Annotated in this window: 13 protein-coding genes; all 13 read left to right on the top strand. The window is 55.1% G+C overall.

What is annotated here, in order from left to right; translation table 11 throughout:
• Positions 1-126: 126 nt before the first annotated feature.
• The 13 genes from spoVT to NST69_RS31725 all read left to right on the top strand — a co-directional run bounded on the left by spoVT (position 127) and on the right by NST69_RS31725 (position 12,456).
• Positions 127-669, top strand: a complete 543-nt coding sequence (gene spoVT / locus NST69_RS31665; protein ID WP_036723994.1) for a stage V sporulation protein T — start codon at positions 127-129, stop codon at positions 667-669.
• 207 nt (positions 670-876) lie between these two features.
• Positions 877-2,529, top strand: a complete 1,653-nt coding sequence (locus NST69_RS31670) for a polysaccharide biosynthesis protein (protein ID WP_342548050.1) — start codon at positions 877-879, stop codon at positions 2,527-2,529.
• Positions 2,530-2,607: 78 nt separating this feature from the next.
• On the top strand, positions 2,608-4,107 hold the full coding sequence (mazG, locus tag NST69_RS31675) for a nucleoside triphosphate pyrophosphohydrolase (protein ID WP_342548051.1): 1,500 nt from the start codon (positions 2,608-2,610) through the stop codon (positions 4,105-4,107).
• A 286-nt stretch (positions 4,108-4,393) separates the two neighbouring features.
• Positions 4,394-4,666, top strand: a complete 273-nt coding sequence (locus tag NST69_RS31680; protein WP_076082787.1) for an HU family DNA-binding protein — start codon at positions 4,394-4,396, stop codon at positions 4,664-4,666.
• A complete protein-coding gene (locus NST69_RS31685) occupies positions 4,666-4,944 on the top strand; it encodes an RNA-binding S4 domain-containing protein (protein WP_036723951.1) in 279 nt (92 codons plus the stop codon). Before NST69_RS31680 ends, NST69_RS31685 begins: the two co-directional genes overlap by 1 nt.
• Positions 4,945-5,172: 228 nt before the next feature.
• Complete coding sequence (gene yabP / locus NST69_RS31690; protein WP_340956906.1) at positions 5,173-5,457, top strand: sporulation protein YabP; 285 nt, start codon at positions 5,173-5,175, stop codon at positions 5,455-5,457.
• Positions 5,454-6,017, top strand: coding sequence for a spore cortex biosynthesis protein YabQ (gene yabQ / locus NST69_RS31695; RefSeq protein ID WP_340750462.1), 564 nt, complete (start codon positions 5,454-5,456; stop codon positions 6,015-6,017). The genes yabP and yabQ overlap by 4 nt, the downstream gene beginning before the upstream one ends.
• 30 nt (positions 6,018-6,047) lie before the next feature.
• Complete coding sequence (locus NST69_RS31700; RefSeq protein WP_036723947.1) at positions 6,048-6,383, top strand: septum formation initiator family protein; 336 nt, start codon at positions 6,048-6,050, stop codon at positions 6,381-6,383.
• Positions 6,384-6,508: 125 nt separating this feature from the next.
• The gene (locus NST69_RS31705) at positions 6,509-7,009 is read left to right on the top strand and encodes a S1 domain-containing RNA-binding protein (RefSeq protein WP_036696437.1); all 501 of its coding nucleotides are present in this window, start codon (positions 6,509-6,511) and stop codon (positions 7,007-7,009) included.
• Between the two features lie 45 nt (positions 7,010-7,054).
• Positions 7,055-7,288 carry a hypothetical protein gene (locus NST69_RS31710; RefSeq protein WP_342548052.1) on the top strand — a complete coding sequence of 78 codons (234 nt, stop codon included), beginning with the start codon at positions 7,055-7,057 and terminating at the stop codon, positions 7,286-7,288.
• A gap of 393 nt (positions 7,289-7,681) precedes the next feature.
• A complete protein-coding gene (gene spoIIE, locus NST69_RS31715) occupies positions 7,682-10,189 on the top strand; it encodes a stage II sporulation protein E (protein ID WP_342548053.1) in 2,508 nt (835 codons plus the stop codon).
• A gap of 592 nt (positions 10,190-10,781) precedes the next feature.
• Positions 10,782-11,528, top strand: coding sequence for a hypothetical protein (locus tag NST69_RS31720; RefSeq protein ID WP_339252693.1), 747 nt, complete (start codon positions 10,782-10,784; stop codon positions 11,526-11,528).
• Positions 11,512-12,456 (top strand): serine/threonine protein kinase, encoded by a 945-nt coding sequence (locus tag NST69_RS31725; protein WP_209879246.1) that lies wholly within the window; start codon positions 11,512-11,514, stop codon positions 12,454-12,456. Before NST69_RS31720 ends, NST69_RS31725 begins: the two co-directional genes overlap by 17 nt.
• The last annotated feature ends 42 nt before the right edge of the window (positions 12,457-12,498 follow it).

Genomic DNA, 12,498 nt, shown 5'->3' on the forward strand with positions numbered 1-12,498 from the left:
TGTATAAGGAACTGGGAAGAGATGAATACTATGGTCAGATATTACGATAAATCACCGGGATTAACCATTCCCATAATGGACAGTAGTTGGACCATACTTCTTAAGGAAAGCGGGGCAACATTTGAAATGAAAGCTACTGGTATTGTAAGACGTATTGATGACCTCGGACGAGTTGTTATCCCCAAAGAGATCAGACGCACCTTACGGATTCGTGAGGGCGATCCTCTGGAAATTTTTGTTGACCGCGATGGTGAGGTTATATTGAAAAAATATTCACCGATTGGTGAATTGGGCGATTTCGCCAAGGAATATGCAGAGTCGCTGTATGAAGGAACAGGGCATATTACCATGATTACGGACCGGGACACGTTCATCGCGCTCGCCGGCGGCTCCAAGAAGGATTATCTGGAGAAGCAAGTGGGTGTGCTGCTGGAAAAGGTAATGGAAAGCCGTAAAACGATGCTTGAGACCAATGCAGGCAGCTATGACATCAGCAAGGACCACACGGAGCTGTTATCCACGTATGTGGCAGCGCCTATTATCTCCGGAGGAGATCCCATCGGCTGCGTAGTGCTGCTGAATAAGGATGATTCGGTCAAGATGGCCCAGATGGAAGTGAAAATGGCGGAGACAGCCGCAGCCTTCCTGGGCAAGCAAATGGAGCAGTAATCAGCTGGTGCTGGAGAGTCCCGCTTTTCCTTAGGTTATTATGACCGTAGGGAATGGCGGGTTTTTGCTGTGAATCGGCAAGCTAAGGAATAGACGCATGGTCATTTACACTTCTACCCTTAGATAAGTTATAATATAGAAATTCATTTGCTTAGGTTAAAGTAAGCTCTATATTATGGCAGTTATGGCTGTAGAAGCAGGTAAACGATGACATCCAATTCGCAAGGCTCGAAGCTGCTGCAGGGCGCTTTTATTCTTAGCGCGGCAGCTATTTTCTCGAAACTGATCGGTACGCTCCAGAAGATACCGCTGCAGAATCTGGGCGGTGACGCCGCGTTCGGTATCTACAATACGGTCTATCCGCTGTATACCATTCTGGTTACGGTGGCGATGCTCGGGCTGCCTGCCGCCATCTCGCGGTTCGTGGCCGAGGCTTCGGCGGCACAGGACGCGCAGAAGGGGCGGCGGATCCTGCTGCTATCCGCCGGAATTACAGCGGCCAGCGGCCTTCTGCTCGGCATTCTGGTCTACGCCGGGGCTCCGCTCATTGCGGGATGGGTCGGCAGCTCCCATATTGTCCCGGCGCTGCGCAGCAGCGCCTGGGGGCTGGCGGTGGTGCCGCTGATGGCTGCGCTGCGCGGCTACTTCCAGGGACTTCATAATATGATGCCGACCGCCGTGTCGCAGGTGGTCGAGCAGTCGGTACGCGTGGCGGTCATGATCGCGCTTCTGCTGTATCTGACGGGCGCTGGCGCAGATGCGGCAGGAATTGCTGCCGGTGCGATGCTGGGTCCAGCCGGGGGCGGGATCGCCGGTCTCGGCGTGATGCTGCTGTATTGGCGCAGCCACCGGCGGGGCTTGCAGGACAGGCTGCCTCAAGCTCCGCTTCAGAACAGAACGGGATCGGCCGTACGAAGGGATAAGCAGGGCATTCCTGCCCGCGAGCTGTTAGCCTATGGCCTCCCGGTGATGCTTGGTGCGCTGGCTGTTCCGTTAATCGGACTGGTCGATGTCTTCACAGTTCCCCGTCTGCTGGCGGGGAGCGGGAGCAGCGAGACGGCGGCGATGGCCCAGTTCGGCATCTATAACCGCGGGCTGCCGCTCGTGCAGATCGTAACGATGCTGGCGACCTCGCTCTCGGTCGTCTTCATCCCGGCACTGGCCGAAGCGAAGTACCAGCGGGATGAGGCCTTGATCCGCACGCGCATCACGCTGTCGCTGCGCTGGTTCTGGCTCCTCGGGCTGGCCGCCTCCGTAGGCCTGGCCGTGCTTGCAGAGCCGGTGAACACGGCTCTGTACGGGGACGCCGCCGGCAGCGGCGCGATGACCTGGCTGGCCTTCACCGCCGCGGGCGGCACGGTCAGCATCATCTCCGCCGCGCTGCTGCAAGGCCTGGGCGCCGTGCGCGCGCCGGCGCTGACCCTGCTGGCCGCCGCTGCGCTTAAGGCGGCCCTCAACCTGCTGCTGGTCCCGCAGCAGGGCATTACCGGTGCGGCCATCGCTGGCGTGGCCGCACATCTCTTCGCAGCAGCGCTGAACGTGCTGCTGCTCTACCGGCAGGGACATCTGCGGCTGCGCGCCGCAGATGTTCTGCTGAAGCCCGCGGCGCTGCTCGCGGGCCTGGGGCTGGCCGCCGCGGCCGTGAGCCACGGCGCAGCCAGGGCGGCAGACGCCGCCGGCTTTGGCGGCGGGCGGACCGCGGCCCTGGCGCAGAGCCTGCTCGGCGTGCTCGCAGGCTGCGCCGTCTTCGCACTCGGCGCAGTGGCGCTGCGGCTGCTCAGCGAGAGCGAGCTGCGCCAGCTTCCGGGCTTCGGCCCCCGCTTAGCGGACAAGCTGAAGAAGCTGCGCCTGTTCCCATAAGGCGCAGCTCAATAGATACATAGCGCAGCCGCCTTTCGCGAATAGCAGCAGGCGGCTGCCTGGAAGGAGTAGACTGGCATGAGCGCAACATTAACGATCGTCGGCCTGGGCTCCGGGAACCCGGACCGGCTGACACTGGGCATTATCAAGAAGCTGAAGGCGGCCTCGGCCGTATATGTGCGGACCGCAGAGCATCCTGTCATGGCTGCACTGGCGGAGATGGAGATAGCCTGGGAGTCCTTCGACGGGCTGTATGAGTCGCTGTCGTCCTTCCCTGAGGTCTATGAAGCCATTACGGCAACGCTGATCGAGAAGGCTGCGGCCGCTCCGCAGGGCACGGAGATCGTCTATGCCGTGCCGGGGCATCCCATGGTGGCCGAATCCGCCGTCTCCCTGCTGCGCGGGCGCTGCCCGGAGGCGGGTATTGAGCTAAATATCCTCGGCGGCGAGAGCTTCCTGGATGAAGCGTTTGTCCGACTGGGCTTTGATCCGATTGAAGGCTTCCAGCTGCTGGATGCCTCCGGTATCCGCAGCTCCCAGCTTCACCCGGAGCTGCACACCCTGATCGGGCAGGTCTATGACAGCTTCACCGCGTCTGAGACCAAGCTTTGCCTGATGGAGCTGTACCCGCCCGAGTATGAGGTGATTGCCGCACATGCGCTTGGCGTGGAGGGCGAGGAGCAGATTCTCCGGGTGCCGCTGTACGAGCTGGACCGGCTGGACGGCTATGGTAACCTGTCGCTGGTATATGTTCCGGCGAGCCGTGCGGATGAAGCGCGTAACCGTACCTTTGCCCGGCTGCATGAGATTGTCGATATTCTGCGGAGCCCCGAGGGCTGTCCCTGGGACCGTGAGCAGACGCATGAATCCTTGCGCAAAAATCTGATCGAAGAGACCTATGAGGTGCTGGAGACGATTGATGAGGATGATCCGGACCATATGAGGGAAGAGCTGGGCGACCTGCTGCTCCAGATTATGCTGCACTCCCAGATGGAAGAGGAGCTGGGGACCTTCAGTGTCTACGATGTCATTGAGGGGCTGAATGAGAAGCTGCTGTTCCGCCACCCGCATGTCTTCGGCGATCAGGCGGCGGGCAATGCCGAGGAGGCTCTGCAGAACTGGGAAGGGATGAAGGCCGAGGAGAAGCGGCGCAAAGGCGTGAAGCCCGAAGCCCTGTCCGCACTCAGCGGGGTTCCGAGGGATCTGCCGGCTCTGATGAAGGCGTATAGGCTGCAGAAGAAGGCGTCCCGCGTCGGCTTTGACTGGGATAACACCAGTGATGTGCTGGCCAAGATCCGCGAGGAGGTTGACGAGCTTCAGGAGGCGATTGAGACGGGACAGTCCGCCGGGGAGCAGATGCTGGAGCTGGGCGACCTGCTGTTCGCAGCCACCAATGTGGCCCGCTTCATCGGAGCCGATCCGGAAGAAGCGCTGACCCGCACCAACCGCAAGTTCGTAGCCCGCTTCGAGTATATTGAGCAGCGTCTGCGGGATCGGGGGGTCCGGCTGGAGGACAGCCCGCTGGAAGAGATGGAAGCCCTATGGCAGGAAGCCAAGGCAGAAGAGCGGAAGCAATAGATTTTAGAATTATAGTCTTCGGCGGTATATCCCGCGCGTTTCACGGCAATGCTGTGACTATTGGCGCGAATCTCTGATTTAAAATGTATTGAGAGGTTTATAATGTTATAGTGCTATAACCCCCATATCCTACGCAAGATGTTACTTTTTCAAAAAAAACGGCGGATCGTGGCAGGAATTGAGGGCGGAATCCAGAATATCATAAAGACGAAATGACGATTTGCCGTGATTTTCCGGTAAACCTGATTTTCATTTATTTTTTGTATCCTAGGAGGAACTTCAAATTATGAACAAGACAGATCTGGTAAACAACATTTCCGAGAAAAGCGGACTATCCAAAAAAGACGTAGAAACCGTACTTAACGGAATGCTGGGCGAAATTACAGAAGCTCTCGCAAGCGGAGATAAAGTACAGCTGATCGGCTTCGGTACTTTTGAAACGCGCAAACGTTCCGGCCGCACCGGCCGTAACCCGCAATCGGGCACACCTATCGAAATTCCTGAATCCACAGTGCCGGCCTTCAAGGCAGGCAACAAGCTCAAAGAAGCCGTTAACTAATGCGTCTGGACAAGTTCCTGAAGGTCTCCCGTCTGATCAAGCGCCGCACCGTGGCCAAGGATGTGTCCGAACAGGGCCGGGTGTTGATCAATGGACGGGAGTCCAAACCGAGCAGCACGGTGAAGATCGGTGACGAGATTACCGTGCAGTTCGGCCAAAAGCTTGTGACGGTCAAAGTGGAAAAGCTGGTGGAAACCACCCGCAAGGACGAGGCCGCCGGAATGTATACCCTGCTCCGTGAAGAGCCGGTTGCCAAAAGCACGGGACTCGACTGGTAGCAAATTATTGCAGTATAAGGTTAAGAGGTATTCCTGAAGCCGGGAGACGGCGGAGCGGAATGCCTCTTTTTTAAAAGATAAGAATTTATATGTTTTGGGGCCCCTGCAAAGTACCTGAGTCATCATCTAAGCTAAAGCCCCACTTTGTGGGGTTATTTTGTTGTTTTCACCTGTTCTATACCCTGTCCTTCCTTCATAGATTAGAACCAAGAAGGAGGGGTACATGCTATGATCGAGCCAACCAAAGTCAACAAACAGCATGATCTGCACATGCGCAGCCGCAAGCAGATTGAGCTTACCGGTGTGCAGAATGTGGAGAGTTTTGACAGTGAAGAGTTTCTGCTGAGTACAGAACTTGGTGAGCTGACCATTCGGGGGACTCATTTACATATCAAGAATTTAAGTCTGGAGAATGGAATGCTGTCCCTTGAAGGCAATGTTCATTCCCTGATTTATCTGGACCCCGGGGCGCAAGGCAAAAATAAAGGGATTCTCCGCAAGCTGTTTAAATGAATCCCTCCGTTCAATGGATCACCCTGCTCTATATGATTCTGTCCGGCATTGCCATGGGACTGGCCTATGACAGCTACCGGGTGCTGTCGCAGAAGCTAAGATTTCCCAATTGGCTGAATGCGCTGCTGGATTTGCTGTATTGGATAGGGGCGGCCCTGCTGGTCTTTCGCATGCTTTATGCCGGAAACCAGGGACAATTGAGGTTTTATGTCGTTCTTGGCCTCTTTCTAGGTGTATGGATCTATTTTTTGATCTTCAGTATTACGGTGCAGCGTTTTGTGGTAAGGTTAATTCAGTCAGTTCAGTATGTATGCAGGATGCTATGGCGGTTCATTACCATAGTCATCGGAGGCCCGATTCTCTGGCTGTGGCGCCTGGTTAAGGGAACAGTACTGCTGCTCGGCCGGGTCCTTCTTTATATTTTTAAGCTGCTGCTGCGTCTAACCAAGCCAATCTGGGTACTTCCTGTAAGGTGGGCCTCTCCGTATGCATCCCGGTTCGTTCATAGCGCCCGGATCGTGAGGATCACCGAGTGGATATCAGGGTGGCGGAAGCGCTGACCTTGAACCCTGGAACTGGAGGTAAGCTGAATGAACAGATTCTCTGCGGAAGAGAAGAATACGAACCAGAGTGCTTCGGCCGCAGGCGCGAAGAGAAGAAAGTTTATATGGATTCTTGTGATGGCTGTTTTCTTCGGCTGGGCCGGATTCACTTTCTTTGCCCAGAGCGCAGTAATCGCCGACAAGAGCGAACAGCTCGCCCGTAAGAAAGAGAACAGTGAGAGTGTAACAGCCACGATGAATCAATTGAAATATGAGGTCTCGCGGCTGAATGACGATGAGTATATCGGACAATTAGCGCGTAAATGGTACAATATGTATCCTGCAGGGGAATCCCCTATCCGTACCGAGCAATCCGGGCAATAAAAGCAGGCGAAAAGAGGCTTACGCTGTGTTGCCTTGCTTTGCTCTTTACTGTATAATCAAATCACCGCAGACAGGATGGACATTATATTCGTCTGTATATTTTTAAGGGAGGATCATTTTATTCTATGGCAATTGAAGTGGGCACCAAGTTAGAGGGCAAGGTGACAGGCATCACGCATTTCGGAGCATTTGTGGATCTGTCAGGAGGTGTCACAGGTCTCGTTCACATCTCGGAGATCGCCGATAACTACGTCAAGGATGTTAACGATCATTTGAAGATTGCGGATGTAGTAACCGTTAAGGTGATCAATGTTGACAAGGACGGCAAGATCGGACTTTCCATTAAGCAAGCCGTTGATAAGCCGGCATCGGAAGTACGTCCCCCCAGAGCTCCAAGACCTGAACGTCCAAGCGGTGGAGACCGTTTCGGCGGTGGTGGCGGCAGTGGCGGAGGCGGCGGTGGATTCAATCGTGAACGGGGTGGGCGTCCATTCAAGCCTGCAGCCGGTAAACCTTCATTCGAGGATAAAATGTCACGCTTCCTGAAAGACAGCGAAGAACGGATATCTTCGATCAAGAAGAACACAGAAGGAAAGCGCGGCGGCCGTGGAGCCAAGCGCGTATAATCTGAGTCTTGCACATCATAAATAACCGCAGGGGCGTTGCGCCCTTTGCGGTTTTTTTGTGTTTGTGCCCGCAGGCCGAATGTAGGCCAAAAACCGAACACCATCGGCAGCTTGGAGGCGCGTGAACCAAATGTAATCGGAAAACCGACTACAATCGGCAACGTGGAGGCGTACGGACCAAATGTAATCGGAAAACCGACTACAATCGGCAGCTTGGAGGCGCGTGAACCAAATGTAATCGGAAAACAGATTACAATCGGCAACGTGGAGGTGTATTGACCAAATGTAATCGGAAAACCGACTACAACTTGCTTGCAACGCAGAATATGAGCAGCCCAGCCCGCCCCAGCTCTATACCGCGCGCCCAAGCTCCCGGCTATTTTTGTCGGGCTTTGAACAAATTGCCGACAGCATCTATGCCATTCTCACATAACTCTAGGGCAATCGCTGACGAATGTCCGCGCGGCCACTACCTGCAACCGGCAGTCTGACTGCGGCAGTCCGCAGCCGATCTTTTACCCCGTATGGGATTGGGAGGCTTTTCCACAGAATGTCGGGACAGGCTTTTTTGTCGGAAATTTTTTACAGATTGCTCTCCGTTTCTGACAAACTTTCTTAAGACCCCCACTATATAATGAGAACCATAAAATTCATAAACGGGTGGTGCAGGGAATGAGTAAAAGCAATGTGGTGAATTTGCCGGAGTGGACAAGAGCAGGAAGCAAAGACAAAAATCAGAAAGAAGCCTTAGGTACGCGCTTGAAGGTGTGGGGCACCAAGCTGCCGGTTATCCAGTTCATCGCGGTCAAGAAGTGGGTACTGCTGCTTAGCCTAATGGGCTTTTTGCTGGGACGGGCTATGATCCTGGATGAGCTTACCCCGTTTGCTGCTGCTTATTTCGCCGTCATTGTATTTATGCGCAGGGATTCCATGCTGCCTGTGGCCGCAGCCATCGTGCTCGGCAGTCTCTTCACCCCATTTCCGGGTGCCATCGTGGTAGCGGCAGAGCTGATTATTTTTTATCTGATCTACAAAGGGCTGGAGAACTTCCAGCGGGTGGATCTGTCTTATGCCCCTCTGATGGTGTTCGTAGCTTCGTTTATGGTGGGACTGTTCCAGGTCGTTATCGGTCCTTCGCTCACGTGGTATCCGCTGATGATGGCGGCCATTGATGCCATACTCGGATTCGTGCTGACGCTTGTATTCCTGCAGGCGCTTCCTTTATTCACCTATAAGCAGAAAAGCAGGGCACTCCGCAATGAGGAGGTACTCTGTCTGATCATCTTGCTGGCTTCCGTCATGACCGGCCTTGTCGGCTGGACCATTAACGGTCTATCGCTGGAGCATGTTTTATCGCGGTTTCTGATTCTGATCTTTGCCCTGGCCGGAGGAGCGCCGCTTGGTGCTGCGGTTGGTGTAGTGACCGGACTAATTCTCAGTCTGGCCGATATCGGAGCCATCTATCAAATGAGCCTGCTGGCCTTTTCCGGGATGCTGGCAGGCATGATGCAGTCCGGACGGAAAGGGGCGGTCTCCATCGGGATGCTGCTGGGATCAACGATTCTATCCGTATACTTCATGGGACCGGGCGATGTCATGAATTCTACCTGGGAGACCTGTGCAGCTGTAGTATTGTTTCTTCTAACACCTAAGGGGATGATTACTGCCATTGCCAAATATGTACCAGGCACAGCCGATCACAGCCGTTCCCAGCATGAATATGCCCGGAGGGTCCGGGATATTACAGCAGACCGGGTAACCCAGTTCTCGCAGGTATTCCAGCAGCTCTCCAGCAGCTTCGGGCAGATTCCCCGGGCCGCAGAGGCGGGCAAAAGCGACCGTGAGATGGAGGACTTTATGAATACGGTAACAGAGGGAGCCTGCGCCGGATGCATCCGGCGGACCCACTGCTGGGATGCCAAGTTCTATCAGACCTACAGGTATATGACGGACATGATGACCACGGTCGAGGAGTGCCCGGACATTACCGCTGCCCAGCTGCCGCCGGAGTGGAGCCGGATCTGCGGCAGGACGGGGGAGGTTCTTGAGGTGATGAAGGGCCAATATGAGCTATACCAGCATGATATGCGCTGGAAGCGGCAAATATACGACAGCCGCCAATTTGTGGCCGAGCAATTATCAGGCGTCTCGCAGGTCATGGAGGACCTGGCGAAGGAGATTAAGCGGGAAGGGCAGGCGATGTACCGGCAGGAGAGCCAGATCCGAGAGGCGCTGGAGAAGCTGGGCCTCTCCATTCACAGCATTGAGATTCTGAGTCTCGATCCCGGCCGGGTAGAGATTGAAGTCGTGCATGCCTACACCCGGGGCTTCGATGAATGCCGCAAAATGATCGCCCCGCTGCTCTCGGATATTCTGGAGGAGAATATCGCAGTGGTCAGTGAGACCGCCGTCCATCCCCGTGAGGGCCTGTCGATGGTGACCTTTGGCTCGGCCAAGGCTTACGAGATTAGCTCCGGCGTAGCTGCCGCCGCCATGGGAGGCGATATGTTGTCGGGGGACAGCTTTAGTACGGTGGAGCTGGGTAACGGTACCTTTGCCGTCTCCATCAGTGACGGAATGGGCAACGGGGAGCGGGCCCGGATGGAGAGCAGCGCTGCGTTATCTATGCTGGAGAAGCTGCTGCAATCGGGAATGGATGAGAAGCTGGCGGTGAAATCCGTTAACTCCATTCTGCTGCTGCGCTCCCCGGATGAATTCTATGCGACAGTAGATATGGCGCTGATCGACCAGTATTCGGCGCAGACCATCTTCATGAAGATTGCTTCCGCTCCGAGCTTCATCCGGCGGGGCAGCGAGGTGATCCCTGTGACGGCCAGCAATCTGCCGATCGGCATCATCAAAGATATCGAAGTGGATCTGGTCACCATGCAGCTTCGCCCCGGTGATATTCTCATTATGATGACCGATGGTATTTACGATGCGCCCGGATATGCCGTTAATAAGGAGATATGGATGAAACGTCTGATTCAGGAGCTGGAGGGCGATGACCCGCAGGATATGGCGGACGAGCTGCTGGATAAGGTAATCCGCTATCAGGGCAATGAGGTCCATGATGATATGACCATCGTAGTTAGCCGTGTGGATCATTACCACCCGGAATGGTCCAGCCTGCATATGCCCGGCGTAGGCCGGATGGAGCGCCCGCGTACGGTTAGCTAACGCAGTTGCGATACGATTGGTGGGTATCACTTGAGTTTAAGTTTGATTAAGCTGAAAATGTTGTACGAAATGCAACCTGACGCTGAAGATACCTGGGTGTTGGAGTGGATTGCTGCATGAATTGCAAGATTTTTTACACTAATCTGCTTTAGGGAGGAGGATTCCTGCCTTTTGGTCAACAATTTCGGTATTTGAGTGGATTGATGGAAGGAATGTTGCATTTAAGGCAGGATTAGTAGACTCGGCGAGTGCATTCCAGTCACTCGCCAGCCTCTGCTCCACTCCGTTTCAACCGCCGCCGGCTCAGCGGCGATTGCCGTCGGATTGTGATCTTATCGTGAGGTTAAAGGAACGGAGAGAAATTGTGGAACTGTAGAAGCGTTAGCGTTCGCCTTTGTCTTCTGATTTCAACCGCTAAATGGTTCTTGGTAAATCAAGAAATCAGAAGACAACAGCGATCGGAAGTCCACAATTCTTGCAGTGACCCTTGCCTCACCTTGACTTCATTCCGAAGTTTTTCAGCTATAGGCGGCGTTTGAAATCTCTCAACCTTGGCAATGCTAGTAACTAGACAAGGAAGGGAGGAACGGTCATGAAGCAAATTCTGCTGATCACGGACGGTTGTTCGAATGTGGGGGAGAGTCCGGTGCTGGCGGCAGCACACGCCCGTCAGGAGGGCATCACGGTCAATGTTGTAGGGGTCGTGGATTATGGAACCATCGGTGAGCTGGGCAGCCGGGAGATTGCCGATATTGCCAAAGCAGGAGGCGGGATCAGCCGGATCGTGGGAACCCCGCAGCTGGCCCAGACCATTCAGATGATGACACGCAAGACGGTGGTTCAGACCATTCAGCAGGCAGTTAATAAAGAGGTGCAAAAAATTCTCGGCGACGGCTCGCTGGCGGAGCTGCCTCCGCAGCAGCGTTCGCAGGTGGTTACCGTGGTCGATGAGCTGACCGAGACCTCGCCACTGCGCATTGCGCTTTTAATTGACGCAAGCGCGAGCATGAAGCCGAAGCTTGGCGCGGTGGAGGATGCTATCCGTGATCTGGCGCTCAGTTTGGAGGCCCGGGAAGGGCGCAGCGAGATTGCCGTGTTCCATTTTCCCGGACGCTCCGGCAGTGAGGATGCCATGCTGGATATCGACTGGACCCGGAATGTGTCCGAGGTCCGCTCTCTTTTTTCCAGACTGAAGATGCGGGGGGCTACGCCGACCGGACCGGCTATTTTCAAGGTGCTGGAACATTACCATTATGATAAACTGGAAGAACATCGTAATTATCTTCCAGGGGAAGATGACGGGGCAAGAGAAGGGATGATTGATGGGTATGTCGTCTAATCCATCCTATCCGGCAGGCACAGTGATTACCGGCAAATGGCGGGGGAACCGTTATGTCGTGGAGCGTGTGCTGGGGAAGGGGGCAAACGGAACCGTATATCTGGTGCAGCGGGAAGGCAGACGGGAGCGGTATGCGCTCAAGATCGGATACGATACGCTGGAGCTGCAGTCTGAGATTAACGTGCTGACCTCCCTGCAGTCCTGCCGTAAGCGCAGCGAGCACCGGGCCCGCAAGGAATCGCCGCTATCCTCCTATCTGCTGGAATCGGATGATTTCAAGGACCGGGACCATACCCCCTTTTATGTGATGCGTTATGTGGAAGGCAGGCCGCTGCACCATTTCCTGTCCAGGAACGGTGCCTCTTGGCTGGGGCTTGTCGGAATGACGATTCTGGAGAAGCTGCAGACGCTGCATGAGTGCGGTTTCGTGTTCGGGGACCTGAAGCCGGAGAATGTCATGGTGTCCAGCTACGGGGAAGCCGAGCTGATTGATTACGGAGGGGCAAGCCCAATCGGACGGAGCGTGAAGCAGTTCACCGAATGGCATGACCGCGGATTCTGGAATGCCGGCAGCCGGACAGGCGACCAGAGCTATGACCTGTTTGCTTTTGCCGTCCTGTGCCTGCGTCTGCTTAATGAACAAGGGCTGAAGTCTGCCGCCCAGCAGCTGCCGCAGACAAGGAGCGTAGAGGAGCTGATGAAGCTGGCCCGGGAGCTGCCGGATAAGAAGCTGTCCTCCTGGCTATGCCTCGCGCTCAAAGGCGGTTTTCCCGGTTCCGCGCAGGCAGCAGAGATCTGGAGAAGCCACATCTACAGAGGACGGAAGACCGGACACGAGACGATGGCGACCCCGCGCTGGCTCAAAAATGCGTTCGCGCTGTCTTTATTTCTGCTGGCATTCACGCTATACTGGGTTTTCCGTTTCTAAAATCTGAAATCGTACATAATCCACAAGATGCTGACCGCCGGA

This window comes from Paenibacillus sp. FSL P2-0089 (assembly GCF_038595095.1).
Classification (GTDB): domain Bacteria; phylum Bacillota; class Bacilli; order Paenibacillales; family Paenibacillaceae; genus Paenibacillus_AQ; species Paenibacillus_AQ silagei.